Origin of the sequence: Plantactinospora sp. B5E13 (assembly GCF_039871775.1) — a bacterium.
Classification (GTDB): Bacteria; Actinomycetota; Actinomycetes; order Mycobacteriales; family Micromonosporaceae; genus Plantactinospora.
The window spans coordinates 127,738-147,750 of sequence record NZ_JBDPLT010000011.1; the positions used below are offsets into that span (position 1 = coordinate 127,738).

General features: G+C 71.0%; 21 protein-coding genes. 11 read left to right on the top strand and 10 right to left on the bottom strand.

Translation table 11 applies throughout. The features are described 5' to 3' along the window. Window positions 1-101: 101 nt before the first annotated feature. Window positions 102-1,757 carry an alpha-amylase family protein gene (locus ABGB05_RS13125; protein ID WP_347653528.1) on the top strand — a complete coding sequence of 552 codons (1,656 nt, stop codon included), beginning with the start codon at window positions 102-104 and terminating at the stop codon, window positions 1,755-1,757. Window positions 1,758-1,797: 40 nt separating this feature from the next. Here ABGB05_RS13125 and ABGB05_RS13130 read toward each other — a convergent pair whose 3' ends face one another. Together ABGB05_RS13130 and ABGB05_RS13135 are read right to left on the bottom strand one after the other, a co-directional pair. After that, window positions 1,798-2,184, bottom strand: coding sequence for a hypothetical protein (locus ABGB05_RS13130; protein WP_347653593.1), 387 nt, complete (start codon window positions 2,182-2,184; stop codon window positions 1,798-1,800). A gap of 79 nt (window positions 2,185-2,263) precedes the next feature. Next, window positions 2,264-2,629 carry a hypothetical protein gene (locus tag ABGB05_RS13135; RefSeq protein ID WP_347653529.1) on the bottom strand — a complete coding sequence of 122 codons (366 nt, stop codon included), beginning with the start codon at window positions 2,627-2,629 and terminating at the stop codon, window positions 2,264-2,266. A 199-nt stretch (window positions 2,630-2,828) separates the two neighbouring features. Between ABGB05_RS13135 and ABGB05_RS13140 the strand changes: the two genes are divergently transcribed. The 3 genes from ABGB05_RS13140 (at window position 2,829) to ABGB05_RS13150 (ending at window position 5,274) form a co-directional block, all read left to right on the top strand. Beyond that, window positions 2,829-3,557, top strand: a complete 729-nt coding sequence (locus tag ABGB05_RS13140) for a hypothetical protein (RefSeq protein ID WP_347653530.1) — start codon at window positions 2,829-2,831, stop codon at window positions 3,555-3,557. 75 nt (window positions 3,558-3,632) lie between these two features. Next, window positions 3,633-4,538, top strand: a complete 906-nt coding sequence (locus ABGB05_RS13145) for a Gfo/Idh/MocA family oxidoreductase (RefSeq protein WP_347653531.1) — start codon at window positions 3,633-3,635, stop codon at window positions 4,536-4,538. Between the two features lie 82 nt (window positions 4,539-4,620). Then, window positions 4,621-5,274, top strand: a complete 654-nt coding sequence (locus ABGB05_RS13150; RefSeq protein WP_347653532.1) for a response regulator transcription factor — start codon at window positions 4,621-4,623, stop codon at window positions 5,272-5,274. 48 nt (window positions 5,275-5,322) lie between these two features. Here the strand turns inward: ABGB05_RS13150 and ABGB05_RS13155 are convergent, their stop codons facing one another. Beyond that, window positions 5,323-5,514 carry a DUF2795 domain-containing protein gene (locus ABGB05_RS13155; protein ID WP_347653533.1) on the bottom strand — a complete coding sequence of 64 codons (192 nt, stop codon included), beginning with the start codon at window positions 5,512-5,514 and terminating at the stop codon, window positions 5,323-5,325. A 100-nt stretch (window positions 5,515-5,614) separates the two neighbouring features. Here ABGB05_RS13155 and ABGB05_RS13160 point away from each other — a divergent pair, with 100 nt between their 5' ends. From ABGB05_RS13160 to ABGB05_RS13170, 3 genes are all read left to right on the top strand, one after another. Next, complete coding sequence (locus tag ABGB05_RS13160) at window positions 5,615-6,871, top strand: erythromycin esterase family protein (RefSeq protein WP_347653534.1); 1,257 nt, start codon at window positions 5,615-5,617, stop codon at window positions 6,869-6,871. A 115-nt stretch (window positions 6,872-6,986) separates the two neighbouring features. Beyond that, window positions 6,987-7,238: a hypothetical protein gene (locus ABGB05_RS13165; protein WP_347653535.1), complete on the top strand. Its 252-nt coding sequence runs from the start codon at window positions 6,987-6,989 to the stop codon at window positions 7,236-7,238. A gap of 76 nt (window positions 7,239-7,314) precedes the next feature. Beyond that, a complete protein-coding gene (locus ABGB05_RS13170) occupies window positions 7,315-10,521 on the top strand; it encodes a S8 family serine peptidase (RefSeq protein WP_347653536.1) in 3,207 nt (1,068 codons plus the stop codon). 91 nt (window positions 10,522-10,612) lie between these two features. Here the strand turns inward: ABGB05_RS13170 and ABGB05_RS13175 are convergent, their stop codons facing one another. Then, window positions 10,613-11,209 carry a TetR/AcrR family transcriptional regulator gene (locus ABGB05_RS13175; protein ID WP_347653537.1) on the bottom strand — a complete coding sequence of 199 codons (597 nt, stop codon included), beginning with the start codon at window positions 11,207-11,209 and terminating at the stop codon, window positions 10,613-10,615. 60 nt (window positions 11,210-11,269) lie between these two features. On the opposite strand from ABGB05_RS13175, the gene ABGB05_RS13180 reads away from it, so the two are divergent. Next, the gene (locus tag ABGB05_RS13180) at window positions 11,270-11,644 is read left to right on the top strand and encodes a nuclear transport factor 2 family protein (RefSeq protein WP_347653538.1); all 375 of its coding nucleotides are present in this window, start codon (window positions 11,270-11,272) and stop codon (window positions 11,642-11,644) included. Window positions 11,645-11,701: 57 nt separating this feature from the next. On the opposite strand, the gene ABGB05_RS13185 is transcribed toward ABGB05_RS13180, so the two are convergent. From ABGB05_RS13185 to ABGB05_RS13195, 3 genes are all read right to left on the bottom strand, one after another. Then, window positions 11,702-12,109 carry a DivIVA domain-containing protein gene (locus ABGB05_RS13185; protein WP_347653539.1) on the bottom strand — a complete coding sequence of 136 codons (408 nt, stop codon included), beginning with the start codon at window positions 12,107-12,109 and terminating at the stop codon, window positions 11,702-11,704. Beyond that, a complete protein-coding gene (locus ABGB05_RS13190; protein WP_347653540.1) occupies window positions 11,994-13,175 on the bottom strand; it encodes a Cmx/CmrA family chloramphenicol efflux MFS transporter in 1,182 nt (393 codons plus the stop codon). Before ABGB05_RS13190 ends, ABGB05_RS13185 begins: the two co-directional genes overlap by 116 nt. Window positions 13,176-13,657: 482 nt before the next feature. Next, window positions 13,658-13,915 (bottom strand): DivIVA domain-containing protein, encoded by a 258-nt coding sequence (locus ABGB05_RS13195; protein WP_347653541.1) that lies wholly within the window; start codon window positions 13,913-13,915, stop codon window positions 13,658-13,660. Window positions 13,916-14,257: 342 nt separating this feature from the next. On the opposite strand from ABGB05_RS13195, the gene ABGB05_RS13200 reads away from it, so the two are divergent. The 3 genes from ABGB05_RS13200 to ABGB05_RS13210 are packed head-to-tail and all read left to right on the top strand — an operon-like array spanning window position 14,258 to window position 17,120. Beyond that, complete coding sequence (locus ABGB05_RS13200; protein ID WP_347653594.1) at window positions 14,258-15,424, top strand: helix-turn-helix transcriptional regulator; 1,167 nt, start codon at window positions 14,258-14,260, stop codon at window positions 15,422-15,424. Window positions 15,425-15,433: 9 nt separating this feature from the next. Beyond that, window positions 15,434-16,189, top strand: a complete 756-nt coding sequence (locus ABGB05_RS13205) for a 5-formyltetrahydrofolate cyclo-ligase (RefSeq protein WP_347653542.1) — start codon at window positions 15,434-15,436, stop codon at window positions 16,187-16,189. A gap of 19 nt (window positions 16,190-16,208) precedes the next feature. Beyond that, the gene (locus tag ABGB05_RS13210; protein ID WP_347653543.1) at window positions 16,209-17,120 is read left to right on the top strand and encodes an aminoglycoside phosphotransferase family protein; all 912 of its coding nucleotides are present in this window, start codon (window positions 16,209-16,211) and stop codon (window positions 17,118-17,120) included. A gap of 22 nt (window positions 17,121-17,142) precedes the next feature. Here ABGB05_RS13210 and ABGB05_RS13215 read toward each other — a convergent pair whose 3' ends face one another. The 3 genes from ABGB05_RS13215 to ABGB05_RS13225 all read right to left on the bottom strand — a co-directional run bounded on the left by ABGB05_RS13215 (window position 17,143) and on the right by ABGB05_RS13225 (window position 20,011). Next, window positions 17,143-18,369, bottom strand: coding sequence for a MarR family winged helix-turn-helix transcriptional regulator (locus ABGB05_RS13215; RefSeq protein ID WP_347653544.1), 1,227 nt, complete (start codon window positions 18,367-18,369; stop codon window positions 17,143-17,145). Window positions 18,370-18,405: 36 nt separating this feature from the next. Beyond that, a complete protein-coding gene (locus tag ABGB05_RS13220) occupies window positions 18,406-18,930 on the bottom strand; it encodes a hypothetical protein (protein WP_347653545.1) in 525 nt (174 codons plus the stop codon). 103 nt (window positions 18,931-19,033) lie between these two features. Then, window positions 19,034-20,011, bottom strand: a complete 978-nt coding sequence (locus ABGB05_RS13225) for an aldo/keto reductase (protein WP_347653546.1) — start codon at window positions 20,009-20,011, stop codon at window positions 19,034-19,036. Window positions 20,012-20,013: the final 2 nt, after the last annotated feature.

Consider the following 20,013-nt stretch of genomic DNA (forward strand, 5'->3'; position numbering starts at 1 on the left):
TCTCCGTACCCGGGGTCGACGACGGCTACACCCGGGTGCCGGTGTGCCACCCGTACGGCGGACGGTTTGCGGACCGGCCGAACCGGAGAAGTTCCCGTCCCATGACGGACCGGTGGTACGCCGAGGCGGTGGTCTACTGCCTCGACATCGACACGTACGCGGACTCGGACGGTGACGGGGTCGGCGACATCAACGGGCTGATCGGCCGGCTCGACTATCTGGCCCGGCTCGGCGTGACCTGCCTGTGGCTGCATCCGATCCACCCGACCACGCACCGCGACGACGGCTACGACGCCACCGACTTCTACGCCGTCGACCCCCGGCTCGGCAGCCTCGGTGACTTCGCCGAACTGCTGCACCAGGCCGGCAACCGGGGCATCCGGGTGATCATCGACCTGGTGGTCAACCACACCTCGGACCAGCACCCGTGGTTCCGGTCCGCCCGCTCGGCACCGGACTCGCCGTACCGGGACTGGTACGTCTGGTCCGAGCAGGAGCCGCCGGACCGTCGACAGGGCATGGTCTTCCCCGGTGAACAGGACGAGACCTGGAGCTACGACCGGACCGGCAAGGCCTGGTTCTACCACCGTTTCTACCGGTTCCAGCCGGACCTGAACTTCGCCAACCCGGCGGTCCGGGCCGAGATCAAGAAGATCATGTCGTTCTGGCTGCAGCTCGGGGTCGCCGGGTTCCGGATCGACGCGGTGCCGTTCATCATCGAGCTGACCGAGCCCGGCAACCCCGACTCGCCGAAGGACTTCGACTTCCTCACCGAGCTGCGCCAGCACGTGCAGTGGCGGCGCGCCGACGCGCTGCTGCTCGCCGAGGCGAACGTGCCGCCGGCGCAGCTCGTCGAGTACTTCGCCGACCGGGGCGGCTCCGCCAACCGGCTGCACATGCTCTTCGACTTCATGCTCAACGGCCGGCTGATGCTGGCCCTGGCCCGCCAGGACCCCGAACCGATCATCGAGGCGCTGCGGGACACCCCGACGCTGCCGCCCGGTGCCCAGTGGGCCACCTTCCTGCGCAACCACGACGAGATCGACCTGTCCCGGCTCACCGCCGACCAGCGCGCCGACGTCTACCGGGAGTTCGGCCCGGAGGAGGAGATGCGGATCTACGAGCGGGGCATCCGACGCCGGCTCGCCCCGATGCTCGGCAACGACCGGCGTCGCATCGAGTTGGCGTACTCGCTGCAGTTCTCGCTGCGCGGGACCCCGGTTCTCCGCTACGGCGAGGAGATCGGCATGGGGGAGGACCTGTCGCTGCCCGGCCGGGAGGCGATCCGTACCCCGATGCAGTGGTCGACGAAGCCGAACGCCGGGTTCTCCAGTGCCGAACCGGAGCGGTTGGTCCGGCCGGTGGTCAGCAACGGCGAGTACGACTACCGCCGGGTCAACGTGACCGCACAGCGGCACGACCGGGGCTCGCTGCTCGGCTGGTTCGAGCGCATGATCCGTACCCTGCGGGAGGCGCCGGAGGTCGGCTCCGGCTCCTGCACCCACGTCGACCAGGAGCTGCCGCCCGGGGTGCTGGCCCACCGTGCCGACGGCCCGACCGGTTCGATGCTCTTCCTGCACAACCTCGGCACCGAGGCGGCGACCGTCGACCTCGGCAGCCTGTACGCCGACGCCGACCTGCCCAACGACGTCCTCGCCGACCAGGAGTACGCCCCGGTTGGCAAGCTCGACGCCCTGGAGATCGCCGGTTACGGCTACCGCTGGATCCGGTTGTGCCGCGCCGACAGCTACGCCTGACCGTCGCCGGTACCCGGGCCGGCCCGGCCCGCCGGTGGGCTCAGGTCCGTCCGGGGCGGGTGTGCCGCAGCCAGAGCAGGCCGAGCACCGGCAGCACCAGCGGGACGTACCCGTAGCCGCCGCCGAAGTCCGACCAGACCGTGTCGTCCGGGAAGAGCGCCGGGTCGACCAGGCTGAGCGCCCCGACGGCGAGCACCCCGGCGAACTCCACCGAGCAGCAGACCAGCGCCGTGCGCCGTCCGACCGCGTCACCCCGGGCCAGCCCGACGGTGGCCACGATGTAGATCGCCGCGGCGAGCGCGGAGAGCAGGTACGCCACCGGCGCCTCGTCGAACTTCGTGATGATCTGGACCGCCGCTCGGCAGCTCGCCGCGATCGCGAAGAGGATGTAGACGGCGACCAGGGCCCGTCCCGGGCCACTGTTGATCCGCCGCGTCCCGGTCGGCTCCGCGGCCTCGGGGCCGCCGTCCGGTGGCGTCGGGCGGGTGCCCGACCGGGGGGTCGGCTCAGACACCCGGTACCTGCCAGGTCTGCTGCAGGCGCAGCACGACAACCGGAATGACCAGGCAGACCACGGTGACGATGACGGATCCCCAGCGGGTCGGTTCCATCCGGCCCAGCACCCCGGCCAACGGCGGCAGGCAGACCAGGGTCAACAGGTAGCCGGCGAAGGTCCCGGCCTCGGCGGGCTGTGCGCCGCCGGCCCAGGAGACCAGCGCGGTGACCGCGAGCGCGAGCACGGCCAGCTCCACCACCGCCAGGCCGGCGAGGTGCGAACGGTCCGGCGGCCGGTTGCGGATCGTGGTGACCAGACTCCAGACCGCGAGTACGAGTGACAGGACGATCGTCAGCGCGACCAGGAACTCGTTCACCGGTCGACCCCGGGGCGGGAGCCCGCGCGAGACGGCGGCACGGCGGCGCGGGACCGGTATCGACTCACCGGCGCAGTCTACTAACCGGCGTAGTAGCGCGGGTCGAAGGGGTCCGCGAGGTGTGCGATCATGGCCAGGGCATCAGGATCTTCTATGATTGGGCCGCACCCGTACCCCCACCTCACCGGGAGCCCAGGGCGTGGACCTGTCCGGCATCGACGCGCCCTCCGCACTGCTGATCGCCGGTGGCGCGGTGCTGTTCTCCCTGCTCTTCCTCGCCGTGGTGACGGACCGGCAGCCGAGGAAGCGGCGACCCGACCCGGAGCGGCTGCGCGCCGCCGCCGAGCAACTCGAGGCGTACGCGATCGGGGTCCAGACCGACGCCGGCCGCGCCGCCGCGATCGCCGGCGCGGCCCGGGTCGCGCTCGCGGCGGCGGAGCGGGAGCGGCACACGGCGTGGCTGGCCCAGGAGGCGGCCGAGCGGGACTACGAACGGGCCTGGCAGGCGGTGCTCGCCGGCCGGGAGGCCGCCGACCGGGCGCCGGCGCCCGCCGAGCCCGACCCGGAACAGGACCGCGCGGTGTCCCGGGCCGCCCTGGCGGCGTACAAGCGCGGGGACCTCTCGTTGGCGCAACTGCGTGAGGTGTTCGGTCGCTCCGGGCACCGGGACCCGGCGCAGGAGCAGCGGGAGCGGCTACTCGAACGCAGCCGGATGCTGCTGGCCGAGGCACGCCGGGCGTACGAGCGGGCGGCGGCGATGGCCCGGCGCGCCGAACAGGAAACCTCGGCCGCCGAGGCCGTCGCCTGGGAACTGCACTCCGAGGCGAACCGGGCGGTCGCCGAGGCGCGGGAGGCGTACGACATGGTGCGGCGGTTCGGTCAGCGGCGCGGCGGCCGGAACCGGCGGCGCAGGCGGCGGGCTGGTTAGGTCTGCCCGGTTCGTCCGACCAGGTGTGTTAGGAAGATCTGGCCACCCGACGCCCAACCACAGAGGGGCCCCGCCTTGCTCACGTTCGGACTCTTCGGCACCGGTCACTGGGCCGCCCAGGTGCACGCCCCGGCGCTCGCCGCCCACCCCGGGGCCCGGCTCGCCGGCGTCTGGGGCCGAGACCCGGTCAAGACCCGGGCGCTGGCCGACCAGTACGACGTACCGGCCTTCGACGACGTCGACGCCCTGATCGGGGCCGTGGACGCGGTGGCCGTCGCGTTGCCGCCGGACGTGCAGGCCGACATCGCGGTGCGGGCCGCCACCGCCGGCCGGCACCTGCTGCTGGACAAGCCGCTCGCGTTGACCCTGCCGGCCGCCGACCGGGTGGTGACCGCCGCGCAGACGTCCGGCGTCGCCTCGATCGTCTTCTTCACCAACCGGTTCCATCCCACGATCGCCGGCTTCCTCGCCGCCGCGGCGGCCACCGGGGGCTGGCACGGCGCCCGGGGCGCCATCTACGCGTCGATCTTCCAGCCCGGCAACCCGTACGGCGGGTCGGCCTGGCGCCGCGCCCACGGCGGACTCTGGGACATCGGCCCGCACGCGCTCTCGTTGATCATCCCGGTGCTCGGCCAGGTCGTCCGGGTCGCCGCGATGGACGGTCCCCGGGACAGCGTCCACCTGATGCTGGGCCACGCCGACGGCGCGACGAGCACGCTGTCCCTGGCCCTCGACGCCCCACCCGCCTCCACCACGTTCGACGTCGTCTTCCATGGCGAGAACGGCATCGAGGTGGTACCCCAGCGGGACGCCCCGGCGGTGCAGGCGTACGGCCTGGCGGTCGAGCAACTGCTCGCGGAGGTGAACGCCGGCACCCGGGACCACCGCTGCGACGTACGGTTCGGCCGCGAGGTGGTGGCGGTGCTCGCCGCCGCCCAGACCGCCCGGGAGCAGGGCCGGACCGTCGCCATCCCCGCCTGACGGCAGCCGGCCTAGTACATTCGGCGGCGTCGTCGAACCGCAGAGCCGTCGGCCGGCCGACCGGCGTGACCCTGGAGGCGCCGTGCGTGTTGTCCTCGCCGAGGACCTCTACCTCCTGCGCGACGGCCTGTCCCGGATGCTGACCGCACACGGTTTCGAGGTGGTGGCGGCGGTCGAGACCGGTCCGGAGCTGTTGGCGGCGCTGCTCCGGCTCCGCCCCGACGTCGCCGTGGTGGACGTACGACTGCCGCCCACCCAGACCGACGAGGGGCTGCAGGCCGCGCTGGCCGCCCGCCGGGAGGTGCCGGGGCTGCCGGTGCTCGTCCTATCCCAGCACGTCGAGCAGCTCTACGCCCGGGAACTGCTCGCCGACGGCAGCGGCGGGGTCGGCTACCTGCTCAAGGACCGGGTCTTCAACGCGGAGCAGTTCGTCGACGCGGTCCGCCGGGTGGCCGGTGGCGGGATGGCGATGGATCCGGACGTGATCGCCAAGCTGCTCGTCCGCGGCGGCCGGAACGCGCCGATGGCCCGGCTCACGCCCCGGGAGCGGGAGGTGCTGGGGTTGATGGCCGAGGGGTGCTCCAACCACGCCATCGGCCAGCGACTCCACCTCAGCGAGAGCGCGGTCGGCAAGCACACCGCGAGCATCTTCGGCAAGCTCGACCTGGTGCAGTCCGACGACAACAACCGGCGGGTGCTGGCCGTGCTGGCGTACCTGGACAGCGCGGGGGAGTGAGCCGCCCGGTCGGCGGATGGACAGGAGTCCCGCCCCCGGCCGGACCGGTCAGGAGAGTTCGATGATCGCATCGCCGACGTCGTTCGGGGACTGGAACTGGTCGACGGGGAGGGAACGCAGCAGTTGCAGGGTCTCGGTGTCCAGGCCGGTCTCCTGGCCCCACCGGATGAGATCCTCCTTCGACACCGGATAGTCCAGGCCGGAGAGGTAGTCCTGCAACTGCATCGCGTCCAGCTTCATGACCGGGGAGATACCCCGGGGGGCCGTCCGTATGCCAGGGCGGTCCGGCCGGGTGGCCGCTGCCGCGTTTGTTCACCGGCCGGCCGGGGTAGCCGTGGGCATGTTGGTGGAGCGGCTCGGGGCGCCGGGCGACTTCGACCCGCTGCTGGAGCGGGTCGGCTCGGCCCGGGTGGTGATGCTGGGCGAGGCCAGCCACGGCACGTACGACTACTACCGGCTGCGCGAGCAGTTCACCCGACGGCTGATCGTCGAGCACGGGTTCTCGTTCGTGGCGGTGGAGGGCGACTGGCCGGACTGCGACCTGGTGCACCGGTCGGTCACCGCCGCGCCCGGCGCCGACGCCGACCCGCAGAGCGCGCTGGAACGGTTCGTCCGCTGGCCGACCTGGATGTGGGCGAACGCCGAGGTGGTCCGGTTCTGCCGCTGGTTGCGCGCCTGGAACCTGGAGCGGCCCGAGCCGGCCCGGGTCGGCTTCCACGGCCTCGACGTCTACAGCCTCTGGGAGTCGATGCAGTCCATCCTCGACTACCTTGGGGAGGAGGACCCGGCGACGCTTGAGGCTGCCGCCGAGGCGTACCGCTGCTTCGAGCCGTACGGCAGCCGGATCGAGGAGTACGGCGTGGCCAGCCGGTTCGTCTCGGCCCGCTGCGAGGACGAGGTGGTACGGCTGTTGGCGCGTACCCGGGAACGGGCCGCCCGGGACGGCGCGGACAGCTTCTCGGCGTGGCAGAACGCCGCCGTGGTCGCCGGAGCGGAGAAGTACTACCGGGCGATGGTCGGCGGCGGCCCGCAGTCGTGGAACGTCCGGGACACCCACATGGCCGACACCCTGGACCGGCTGTTGGACCGGTACGGCCGGGACGCGAAGGCGGTGGTCTGGGCGCACAACACCCACGTCGGCGACGCCCGGGCCACCGACATGTCCCCGAACGGGATGGTCAACATCGGGCAACTCGCCCGGGAACGGTACGGTGCCGACGACGTTGTCCTCGTCGGCTTCGGCAGCTACGAGGGAACGGTGGTCGCCGCGCCGCGCTGGGGTGCCCCGTGCGAGGTGATGACCGTGCCGCCGGCCCGGGGAGGTTCGCTGGAGGAGCGGTTCCACACCCTGCTCCCGGACCGGGCGCTGCTGATCCTCTCGCACGGCGACCAGCCGGAATGGCTGGTGCAGGAGGCCGACCACCGGGCGATCGGCGTGGTCTACGACCCGTCGTTCGAGGCGTGGGGCAACTACGTGCCGACCCGGCTCGGCGACCGCTACGACGCCTTCGTCTGGTGCGACCACACCACTGCCCTGCACCCGCTGCCGACCTGGGTCGCCTCCGGTGAACTCGAGACGTACCCGTCCGGGGTCTGACCGAGCAGGTTTCGAAGTCGTGCGCTGACCGCCGCCGACATGCTCCGCCCGTGAACCTTTTTCCCGCGGCCTGCGGATAACAGGTGATGAGTTTCGGGCCCGCGGAAGGTCGTGCATGAGTTGGTCACAACGAGTCAAGGCTGCCGATGTCGGCGTGCTGACGGGCGCGGCGGTGATCGCGCGGTCCGTCCGGGATCCCGAGAGCTTCGCGACGATCTCCGTTAGGTGTGCGCCGTACGTCCGCCGCTACCTGGCGAGGCGGCTCGGATCCGGGATCGCCGACGACCTACTCGGCATCTCGGGCGTCGCGGGAACCTTCGCCGCACTGGTCCTCACCGTCGTCGACGAGGTCGGTCAGACCGGCTGAGCCGCGTCCATCCGGGTGGTCTGCGTCGGTGCGGCCCGCTCTCCCTCGTCTGTCCACAGTAGAGTCGGAGTTGTCGATGCGAATGAGATCGGCCCTGTCGGGGCTCCTGGCCGCCGTCACGGTGTCATCCGGTGCGGTCGTGCCGGAGGCGGTGGCCAGCCCTGTGGTGGCACAGCCACCCGTTTCTGCGGGGGTGACCGTCACGTTGTTGACCGGGGACACCGTGACGGTCAGCGGTACCCGGGTGCTGAACGTGCGGGCGGCGCACGGCCGGGAACACATGGTGTTCCACACCTACACCGACGAACGGGGTGACACGAACGTCGTACCCGAGGACGCGCAGGCGCTTCTGGCGCAGGGCAAACTGGATCCGCGGCTCTTCAACGTCACCGAGCTTGTCGAGGCCGGGTTCGACGACACGTTGGCCGACCGGCTGCCGCTGATCGTCGACCACGCCGGGCCGGCGCCGCGCAGCACGGCCGCCCGGGTGAGCCGTGAGCTGCCAGCCGTGGGCGCCACGGCTCTCTCCGTGGAGCGTTCCGCCGCGTACTGGCCGACGGCACGCACCGCCGACCGGGTCTGGCTCGACGGGCGGGTCCGGGCGGCGCTGGAACACTCGGTGCCGCAGGTCGGCGCGCCGGCGGCCTGGGCTGCCGGACACACCGGCGCGGGCACCACGGTCGCGGTGCTCGACACCGGGGTCGACGCCACCCACCCGGATCTCGCCGACGCGGTGGTGGACGCCCGCGACTTCACCGGCGGTGCCGACCCTGACGACCGGAACGGGCACGGTACCCACGTCGCGTCCATCGTCACCGGTGCGGATCCCCGGCACCGGGGAGTCGCGCCGGACACCCGGATCCTCAACGTGAAGGTGCTCGCCGACGACGGCTTCGGGAGTGAGTCCGCAGTGCTCGCGGGCATGGAGTGGGCCGCGTCGCAGGGCGCCGATGTGATCAACATGAGTCTGGGCGGCGGCCCCAGCGACGGCACGGACCCGTTGTCACAGGCGGTGAACGAACTCACCGCCCGGACGGGGGCGCTGTTCGTGGTCGCGGCGGGCAACGAACCGGCTTACGTCGACCTGCCGGGCACGGCTGATGCCGCACTGACCGTGGGCGCGGTCAACCGCGACGACGAACTCGCGGAGTTCTCCGGGCGCGGCCCGCGGCTCCTCGACGGCGCGATCAAACCGGACATCACCGCGCCCGGCGTCGACATCGTCGCGGCCCGGGCCAGCAACGGCGTGCTCGGTGAACCGGGGCAGAGCCACATGCCGCTCTCCGGCACCTCCATGGCCGCCCCGCACGTCGCCGGCGCGGCCGCGATCCTCGCCGGAGCACACCCGGACTGGAGCCCGGACCAGATCAAGGCCACGCTGATGGGCAACGCCGTGCCGAAGGACGGCCTGACCGTCTTCGAGCAGGGCGCCGGTCGGGTGGACCTCGCCGCGGCCGTCAGATCGACGGTGGTCGCCTCGCCGACGAACCTCAACCTGGGCGCGGTGCGGTGGCCGCACCACGACAACAAGCCGATCAGCAGGACCCTCACCTACACCAACCTCGGCACCGGCCCGGTCTCGCTCGACCTCGCGGCCGACGTGGTCAGCGAGGACGGGGCCCCGGCCCCGGAGGGCATGTTCACCTTCGCCCCCGCGTCGCTGACCGTGCCGGCCGGCGGCCAGGCGAGCACCACGGTCACCGCCGACACCAGCTTCGACGGACCCACCGGCGCCTTCACGGGCGTGGTCGTCGCGACCCGGGACGCGTCGAGCGGTGGCGGTGCGCTCCGCACACCGGTCGCGGTCCACCGGGAGATCGAGAGCTACGACGTCACCGTGAGCGCGATCGGGTACGACGGAACGCCGAGCGACGAGTTCCGCTACCGGTTCGTTCCGATCGATCACGTCGGCATCTACAAGGGCTTCGCCACCGGCCCGATCACGCTCCGGCTGCCTCGCGGGGAATACACCTACACCGGGTACGTCCCGGACGCGGCGACCGGTCGCCTGGCGGACTTCGCCGAGCCGACGTTCATGGTCACCCAGGACACCGAGGTGGTCTACGACGTCCGGGAGACTGTGCCGGTCGACATCACGATCGACGATCCGACCGCCCGGCACGTCCACAGCCAGCTCGACTACGGACGCGAACTCGGAAACGGACGCGGCTACGTCGGCACGACGACCCTGGTGCCGGCCGGGCGACTTTCCGACCTGACCGTCAAACCGTCGGCCACCCGGCACGACGACTTCACCTTCACCGTCGAGACCCTCATGGCGCGGTGGAACGGCGAATCGTTCGACAACAGTCCCTACCTGTACCAGCTGAAACGCGTGGACAACGGCATTTCGCGTACGCCTGGATGGCACGACCGGCGACAGGAGCTCGCGCACGTCCGGTCCGAGCACGCCACGAGCACACCCGGCGCGACCGGGCTCCGCGAGTTCGACGTCACCGTCCCACTGCCCGTCACCCTGGACGAGTACTACACCCCGGACGTGCCGTGGAACTTTCGCAGCTTCAACGAGGTGATCGACGGCGACATCCGTACCCAGTTCATGCAGTACGCGCCGGTGGTGTTCCGCCGGGGCAGGACCACCACCGTCCGCTGGAACGTCGGCGTGTTCGGACCCGCCATGGCCGGCGCCCAGTACGGCGGCGGAGCGTCATTCCGGAACCAGGACCAGCTGTACCTCCAGCAGACGCTGGTGTCCGACCAGGGTCGAGGTCGCTGGGGTGACGGGTTCCTGCCCGGCAAGACCCAGCTGCTGCGCGACGGTGAGGTCATCGGCGAGTCCGACGAGGCGACCCGTGGCGTGTTCGAGGTCGGACCGGAAGACGCGGTGTACACCGTGCGTACCACCGCGGACCGGTCCGCCTACGCCCGCCTCTCCACCCGGATCGACGTGGAGTGGACGTTCGCCTCGCAGCGCCACGACGATCCCCTGTACGCCAGCTACCTGCCGCTGCTGGCGGTACGGTACGCACCGGACCTCGACAACGAGAACGCCGCGCCCGCCGGCGAGCCGTTCACCATCCCGGTCTCGGTGCAGCGCAACGGCAGCGACCACCCCGGGCAGATCTCCACGCTGACCGTCGAGGTCTCCTACGACGACGGCCGGAGCTGGAAACCGGTGACGGTCACGCGGCAGCGCGGTCAGTGGGCGGTCACCGTCGACCACCCGGTGGGCGCGGAGTTCGTCTCGCTGCGCTCGGCGGTCACCGACTCCGACGGCAACGCACAGGACCAGACCATCATCCGGGCCTACGCCCTGCGGTGACGGAACTGGAGACATGACCGTCGGGGGTCCGGCCCGGCACGTCGCCGGCGGCCGGGCCCCCGACGGGGGTCGGGTCGGCGTACGGGAGTGATCAGGTCTCGTGGACGCCGTACAGGCGCAGGATGCTGTGTCGCAGCGCCGTCGCCGTCTCCGTGGTGGTCATGCGGCCGGCGGCCACCTCGCCACCGGCGGCGTGACCGAGTGCGATGGTCGCGGAGACCAACCAGGCCGGGCTGAGGCTGCTGTCGAACTCGCCGGTGGTCTGGCCGTGTCTGATCAGCCGCTCCAGCCGCTCAACAACCGGGGCATGCTGACGGTCGGCGTCCGCCTGGTCGACGGCGGCCACCGACGGGTGCAGGAGCAGCGGGTACCGGTCGAACAGTCGCCAGGTGACGTCGAGCCAGCGCAGCAGTGCCTCGGTGACGCTGTCGGTGTCGGCTTCGGCGGCGTCGAGGGCGGCGACGGCTGCGGCGGTGATGCGGTCGACGACCGCGGCCACCAGCAGCGGTCGGGAGGGGTAGTGGGCGTACACGGTCTGGCGGGTGACGCCGGCCGCGGCGGCGACCTGTTCCACTTTCGCGTCGGGATGCCGACCGAGCACGTGGACGGCGGCGTCGAGCACGGCTGCGGCACTGCGCTCGGCATCCGAGCGCCGCCGCCGGCGCCGACCGTCTGCTATCTCTGACACGTTGTCTAATCTACCGGGCGGCGTTATCGTGGACAGCATGTCAAAGATAAGAGGGATGGCATGACGCCCCGTACCGACCTGACCGGTTATCTGCTGAGGTACCCGGAGGAGGCCGGGCTGGGCGAGGAGGACCCGGCGACCGTGCTGGACCGCTACCACACGCCGGACTACGAGCTGATCAACGACGGCGTGCTGTTGGACCGGAAGCGGCTGCTGGACCACATCCGTCCGGCCCGCAAACGGGCCACCGCCCTCCGGGTCGAGGTGGAGCAGGCGTTGGTGGACGGCGACCAGGTCGCCGCCCGGTACCGGCTCATCGCCGAACTGCGCAAGGGCGGCACCATCAGCACCGAGATCTACATGTTCGGCGAGTTGGCTGCCGACGGTCGGCTGCGCCGCGCCATCCAGGCCACCCGCACGATCCCGTCCGACTAGGTTCTGTCTCGCGGCTGCCCCCGACTCCGTCGATGGACGCCCGATCCTGGCGGTCGCTCAACGCTGCCGCCCACCTCGCCAGCGTTGGTCGATCGCCCGGGCGTTCCGGGTTTGCCAGTTCCGCAACGCGGCCTTCACCCGGTCGGCGTCCTCGCGGGCCACCCGGATGTCCCGGCGCAGCAACTCCATCTCGTCCGCGAGCCGGTCCAGGAACCCGTACACCTCGTCCGGGTCGAGACCACGCCGGCACTTTCCCCGACCGAAACGTACGGCTCGGATCTCCGTCGGGGTCGGCAGCGCTCGATGAGTCGCCGCCGTCCCTCGACACTCAACGGAGCGTTCGCATGAGTCATGGAATCGTCTGGTCGACGCCGGATGCGATGAATCGCCGGAGGGACAGGGCAATGAGCAGTGCGACCGTAACCAGGAGGCCGCTGACCCACACCGGGCCGAGGTCGCCGGCATCGGTCCCGAGGGTCGCTGCTGCCACGACGGGGCCGCCGGCAGCACCGACGTTGAGCGCGGCGGCCGCATACGACCCTCCCATGGTGGGGGCGCCTGCTGCCTCATAGAGCACTCTCGCGATCAGGGTGCTGCCCAACGCGAAGGAGAGCGTGCCCTGCACGAACACGAGGAGCAGAAGCGCCACCGGTTGGGCAGCCAGGGTCGCCAACGCGACCCAGCCGAGCAGCAGCAGCGGGCCACCGACTGCGATCACCATGCCGGAACGTTGATCGGAGAGCCGTCCCGCGAGGGTGACGCCGACGAAGGACCCGCCACCAAAGAGCACCAGCACGACCGAGACCCACAGCTCACCCAGGCCGGCGGTGTCGGTCACGATCGGTGCCAGGAAGGTGAACGTGGCGAAGGTGGCAGCGTTGACCAGGGCACCGAGCAGCATGACCAGGACCAGTCTGGGCATCGCGAGCTGGGCGATCTCGTCCCGAAGAGACGGGCCGGCCGACGTGTCTCGAGGGGTCTTTCCGACCCGGGCCGGGATGCCTTTCACGACGCCGAAGGCAGCGGGAAGGCAGAGCAGTGCGATCGCCCAGAAGGTTGCCCGCCAGCTGAAGACTGTGCCGAGCACCGCACCGCTGGGAACCCCAGCGATGGTGGCCGCCGTCGTACCCGAGAGCAGCACCGCCAGCGCGCGCCCTTTCTGGTCAAATGGGACGAGGTTGGCCGCCGTGCTCAGTGCCACGGCCAGGAAGCCCGCGTTGGCCCCGGCGGCGACCACCCGGGTGACAAGCAAAACTGCGAGACTCGTCGTGAGGGCCCCCACGACGTGGACTATGGCGAAAACCAGCACGAAGCCCAGCAGGCTGGCCCGGGCAGGCCACCGGCGCGCGAGCGCCGCCATAAGCGGTGCGCCGATGATCATCCCGACAGCGAACGCCGAGGTCAGAAGCCCGGCGGCCCCGATCGACACGTCGAGGCTTGTGGCGATGTCTGGCGCCAGGCCAGCGAGCATGAACTCCGAGGTGCCCATGGCAAAGACCGCCACGGCAAGCAGGTAGAGCGGCAGAGGCATCAAGAACTCCGAGGTGAGAGAGAACGGGGAGACGTCTCGTCACCGCGGCCAGCGCCCAAGGGTGTGCGCAGATGCCCATGCAGCGAAGGCTGCTGGGAAGCGGACTATGAACTCAGTGGTTCAGGGGGCTGACGGCGTGACCGAAAGCCCCCACCTTGGATGCCTCAGGGCTCGACATGGCGCAAAGACTACTCAAATCCACCGGTCATCACGCAACTGGGTTCCGCCCGGGGCGCGTGTCGTCAACCTCGTGCCTCCCAACTTCTAGGGACCGGCCCAAAGGCGGGGCAGGTCATCGAGGCGACCGGCGAGGACCAGTCGCTCGTACGCCCAGCGCCATTCGTCACAGCGGTTTCGACCGCACCGCACACAGACGCCGGATTCCCGATCGTTGGCGTGTTCAAGCAGCGTGTCCCGGAAGCGCGCGGCCATCTCGTCGGTGACCTCGACAGCCGCTGACGGTCGTCTGCCCGAGGGCTCGCTCATCGCTGCCGCCCACCACGCCAGCGTTGGTCGACCGCCCGGGCGTTCCGGGTCTGCCAGGTCCGCAACGCGGCCTTCACCCGGTCGGCGTCCTCGCGGGCCACCCGGATGTCCCGGCGCAGCAACTCCATCTCGTCCGCGAGCCGGTCCAGGAACCCGTACACCTCGTCCGGGTCGAGACCACGCCGCCACCGACCACGACCGAAACGAACAGATCTGACCTCCGCCGGGGTCGGCCTCGGATAGCGTGCGCTCACCGTCGCCCACCACCATCCGGAAGTACGCCCGGCAACTCGACAGACGCAACACCATCGGATTCCGCCCTCCGGGCGGCTGCCACCAACACCACGTTGCCCCCTGTTGTCGATCCGCTTCTGGGTGGCGCCGAGGCGGACGGGGTCGGCAGCCCGCCACGCCGGCTTGGCGGGAACCGGTGGCCCAGCATCCGCCCCGGGCCGTGTCATCAGCCTGCTGCCCAAACGGTGGGCCGGCCCAGCGCGTGACTTCGGCGGAAATGGCGTAGGAACGTTGCAATACGATCAGCGATATGCGTAACTGTCCGAGGCTGTTTCCGTGACATGTGGGCGGGGAGTTCACTGATGGCCTTGAAAAGGCAGCGCCTCGCGGACAGACGCAGGGCGGTCGGACACACCCAGGAGAGCCTCGCCGAGAAGCTCGGGGTGGACCGCACGACGGTGGTTCGCTGGGAGCGGGCGGAATCCGATCCGCAGCCGTGGGCCCGCCCACGCCTCGCGGACGCACTCCAGGTTCCGTTGGAGAAGATCACCGAACTGTTGGAGGATATCGGCGAGGTCAATACTCGCCGCACCGAACGCCTCGGGCATGCCCTGAGATCGCCCCGGGCTGTGGACCTGGCTACCGCGGCTCAACTCCGCGACGAACTGGATGTGCTGACGTTGCGCTACGACAGCACCCCGTCCACAGCGCTCCTGCCGAACGCCGTCCGACTGCATGCCGACATCGCGTTGTTCCGGGCACACGCCTCGGCGGTCGAGGTGCGGCGTGCCTTGGCCCGAGTACACGCCACCTCGTTGATTCTGCTGGGTCAACTCGTCTGGGACGCCTCGCAGCGTCGGGACCGTACGACCACGGTGGCCTACTACGAGCAGGCGACCAGTGCGGCGCGGCAGGGAGACGACCTGCTGCAGGAGGCACACGCACGGCTGCGGAGCGGTTATGTCGCCCTCTACGCCGACCGGGACCTGAGGCGCGGCCTCGCCCAGGCAGCGCAGGCGACCGAATTGGCGCACCGCTTCGGAAGCCACGCGCTCGCCGGACTGGCCACGCTGCACGTCGGTGAAGCCCACGCCATGCTCGGAGACCGATCGGCGTGCGATCGGGCGCTCGGCGATGCCGGACGCGAGCTGGGCGTGACACCCGAGACCGACCCCTGTCGTCCGTTGGTGGCGGCCGCCCAGTTTGCCCGGGTGGCTGGCTCCTGTTACCTCTCCCTCGGGGATGCGCGGAAGGCGGAAACCCTGCTCGAAGCGGCGATGACGCAGCTGTCGGACCGGACGAAGTCCCGAGCGATCACCTCCGGCAACCTCGCGCTGGCGCGGTTGCGGCAGCGCGAGATCGACGGGGCGGTTGTCGCGTTGCACGCGGGCGTTGACGTGGTCGAGCGGACCCGTGCGGGCGGCGGTATGAACGTCCTGTTCAAGGTAGGACGCGAGCTGCGTCCATGGCGCGGCCGTGTTGACGTACAGGAAGTTACGGACCGACTGTTCCAGCTGATGGCTGGGTGAGGACACCCGATGGAAACGGAGCAGGAAAAGCGGCGCGTACGCGATGAGGTCTGGGGCCGGCTGGATCGCCTGGGCGCCGTTCCGCCCCCTGGACCGTACGGTCGTATCCCCAACTTCGTCGGTGCGGAGGCCGCCGCCCGGCGTCTCGCGGACCTGCCGGAGTGGCACCGTGCACGCGTTGTCAAGTCGAATCCGGACAAGGCCCAGTTCGCAGTTCGGATGCGGGCGCTGGCCGAGGCGAAGTTGGTTTATATGGCTGTGCCGAAGCTTGCCGACGCACAACCCTTCTACCTTCTCGATCCGGCGATTGTGGGAGACGACTCCGCTAGGGTCGCTACCAGCGCTGGTGCGGCGGCAAACGCGCCGAAGGTCGGGGTTGACCAGATGCGGCCGGTTGACCTGGTGATCTGCGGCAGTGTCGCGGTCAACCGAGACGGCGTGCGCGTGGGCAAGGGGGCTGGCTACTCCGACATCGAGGTCGCCCTGCTCATGGAGGCCGGCCTCATCGGACCAGAAACCATCCTGGCAACCACGGTTCACGCGGCGCAGGTGCTCGACCGTCCGCTTCCGGAGTCACCCCACGATTTCAGAGTCGACCTGATCGTGACTCCGGACGAGGTGATCCGGTGCGGGTCTTCCCGTCGCCCGGGCGGGATCTACTGGGATGCGCTGGATGCTGGCAAAATCGACGCCATCCCGGTGCTCGCCCTCAATCCAGGACGCCCCATTTTCCTGACACCGGTTGACCAACGACGGCCCGGGTGACCGCGACAGAGCGAGGATCATGTTCGGAAGCAAACGTCGACCGTTGTGGGACGACCTGCCGCCGACGCTGCGTACCGGCGTCGAGGAACTGGTCGGCAGCCCGGTCACCCGGTCCGACAACTGCTCGGGCGGGTTTTCGCCGGGCTTCGCCTCGCGGCTCGGCCTGCGGGACGGCCGTCGCGTCTTCGTCAAGGCCGTCGACGGGACGCGCTGGCCGGTCGAGGCCGGCCACTACCGGGCCGAGGCGGTGGTCACCGGGCATCTGCCGGCGGACGTGCCGGCCGCCCGGCTGTTGAGCAGTTCCGAGATCACCGGGTGGACGGTGCTCGCCTTCGAGTGTGTCGACGGTGCCGAGCCGGCCCGGCCGTGGACGGACGGGGACCTGCGGCGCACGGTGCGGGCCGTGGCGAGGCTCGCCGGGGCGGTGACCCCGTCACCGGTACCGCTCGGCACCGACCATCCACGACTCGGCGGGTGGGCCGAACTCGACCGCGACCGGCTGTCGGCCGTTTCGCCCTGGTCCGCCGCCAATCTGACCCGGCTGACCGAACTCGAGGCGCGCGGGCTGCGCGCCGCGCAGGGAGACTCGCTGGTCCACTTCGACCTGTACCCGCACAACATCCTGCTCACCGAGGACAGGGTGGTTTTTGTCGACTGGCCGCACGCCCGACTCGGCGCACCCGTGGTCGACCTGGTCACCGTGCTCGGCAGCGCGGCGGCGGACGGTCTCGATCCCGAGCCGTACCTGTCCAGCGTCGCGTCGACCATGCCGGTCGAGCCCGGCGACGTCGACGCGGTCCTGGCCGCGTACACCGGGTTCCTGGTCGCCGGCGGGATGACGCTGATGCCGCCGGGGCTGGAACCGATCGCCCTCGAGAAACGCCGGCTCGGCGTCGGTGCCCTGCGCTGGCTGCGGCAGCGGCTCGGCTGACCGGTTCTGGCGTCCGGGTCGGCTACCGCACCTCCTCGACGGCGCTGGTGCCGGAACCGGACCGGGACTCCCACGTCCAGGTCTCGTCGAGCCGCAGCCGCCCGTCCGGCAGCCGGGACAGCACCGACACGCAGTGCCCGCTCGACGTCTCGCCGGAGCGGTTGAGCTGCACGTACCGGAAGTCCAGGGTGTTGCCGTCCCGGGTGCCGACCAGGTGCCCGGTCCGGATCGCACCCCCGGTGTACGTCGCCGAGACCTCGCCGTTCCGCTCCCGGTAGTCGAACCGGGTGGCGGTGTCGACCTCCCCGCCGGCCACCTCGTCGACGGCGGCGAACCGGCGGCCGTCCAGCGACGGCAGCACGTCGTCGCCGACCAGCACCCGTTCAAAGGCGAGGTGGTTGTACGGCGAGTTGTCGTACGTCGGGATCTCCCGGTACCCCGAGGCGCGGTAGAGCGTCGCCGCCTCGGTCAGCACCCGGTGCGTGCCGAGCCGCACGGTGTGCAGGCCGCGTAGCTCCGCCTGCCGTTCCAGTTCCCGGAGCAGTCGGCGGCCCAGGCCCAGTCCACGGGCGTCGGCGTGCACCCAGAGGTGGCGGATTTCGCCGACGCCGGGGGAGTGGGTACGTACCGCCCCGCAGCCGACCGGTTCGCCGTGCTCGTACGCGACCAGGAAGGCACCCCGGTCGCCGTCGACCTCGGCGTCGGCGACCAGCGCCCCGGTGTCGTACCCCTCCGGAAAGCGGGCGGTCAGCTCGGTGGCGTACCCGGACAGGCAGTGCCGCACGACCGCCGAGTCGGGCGCGACCACCTCGACCGTGACGGCGGCCAGCCGCAGCAGCCGTCGGGTCTGTTGTTGCGCCGCGACGAGTTCGTCCCGCTGGGCGGCGGTGAGCGGTTCGAGCAGTTCGACGGCGCGGGTGGTGGAGAGCCGGTCGAGTTCGGCGAGTTCGGTACGGCCGGCGTCGGTGAGCCCGGCGACCCGTACCCGTCCGTCTGTCTGGTGTGGATGGAGTTCGACCAGACCCTGACCTTCCAGGGAACGGAGCGAGCGGCTGAGGTATCCGGAGTCCCAGCCGAGTCGGGCGCGCAGGTCGCGGACGTCCGCGCCGGTGCCGATCTCGAAGAGCAGCCGGGCCTCGCTGAGTGGGCGGGCCTGGCCGAGATAGCGGTCGGTGAGCAGGCCGATCCGTCGGGAGTAGTAGCGGTTGAAGTCGCGGACCAGGGCTGCCTGCTCGCTCAGCGTCGCCATATCTCTGACAATAGTCAGAGAAGTGTGCCGGACACCTCAACTGAGACCGAGCTGTTGCCGGACCGTCGAGCTGAGCGGGACCGGGTTGTCCTCACCGGCGACCGCCCGGCCGCCCTCGATCCGGTAGAAGCCCTGGGTGGTGTTGACCAGGCTCGACCCGCCCTCCGGCCAGACCACCAGCAGGAAGACGTACTCGCCGCCGTCCGGGTCCAGCCCGTCCGGGGCGTCCGGCCCGGAGCCCGGCCGGGCGTACGAGACCTCGACCGTGTCGCCGACGCTCACCTCGCCCTTGGCCACCGCGTCGACCCTGAGCGTCGCGGTGACCTCCGGCCAACCCCGGTCGGAGTGCTCCCGGCTGTCGACAAAACCGCCCCGGACGATCAGGTCGGCGCTGCCCTCCAGGTCGACGGTGGAGTTGTAGTACGGCTCGTCAGCGGAGGAGGACCCGGACGACAGCAGGCGGCCCCCGTCCCACAGCAGTACGCCGAACACCCCGGCCAGGGCCAGGACGCCAACCACCAGCGCGATCCACGGTCGCCGCTGCACCGGAGAAGCTGCCACGTCGTCCCCCCGAAGGCCCGGAGCCGAACATCGGCCACCCGGTACGACGCCGGCCCGGCCACCCCGGTTCCCAGGGCGGCCGGGCCGAACGGGTTCGGTCCGGTCAGCCGTAGAAGTTCCGCAGCCAGCGGTGCCCGGCCACGACCGCGAGCTGGTCGGCGGTCAGCGGCCGGCCGTCACTCACCGCCACGTTGCGCTCGACGTTGCGGACCGAACGCATGCCCGGGATGACCGTCGAGACCGCCGGCGAACTCAGCACGAACCGCAGCGCGTACTCGGCGATCTGGTCGGCGGTGATGCCGAGGTCGGCGACGATCGCGGCCACCCGCCGCTCGACCTGCGCCGGCCGGTCGTCCCGGAAGTAGCGGTTGCGGAAGTCGCCCTCCGGGAACGTCGTGTCGGCGGTGATCCGCCCGGTCAGCCCACCCTCGTCCAACGCCACCCGGACGATCACCCCGACCCCGTGCTCCTGGCAGGCCGGCAGCAGCGCGTCGGCCGGCGCCTGGTCGAAGATGTTGTAGATGACCTGCACGCTGTCCACCGCACCGCTGCGGACCAACTCCAGCGCGTTGTCCGGCTGGTGGTCGTTGATCGAGACGCCGAAGAGCCGAATCTTGCCCTCCCGCTTCAGCTCGGCGACCGTCTCCAGCCAGTCGCCCCGACCCACCCAGTCGTCGCTCCAGACGTGGAACTGCAGCACGTCGAAGTGGTCCAGGCCGCTGGCCCGCAGACTGGTGTCCAGGCTGGCCCGGATGTGCTCGCCCGGGAACGTCTCGGCCGGGTCGAGGCCGTCCGGCGCCGGCCAGATCCCGTTCTTCGGCGGCACCTTCGTTGCCACCAGCACCTCGTCGCCGGCCCGCTCTCGGACCACCCGGCCGACGATCCGCTCGCTCTCGCCGTAGCCCCGGGCGGTGTCGATCAGGTTCACCCCGAGGTCGACGGCCCGGTGCAGGGCGCGTACCGACTCGTCCTCGGTCGCACCCACCCAGGCCGACTCGCCGATACCCCACGCGCCGTAGCCGATCTCGGACACCGACAGCCCACTGCGTCCCAATTCGCGGTACCGCACCCTGTCCTCCACCT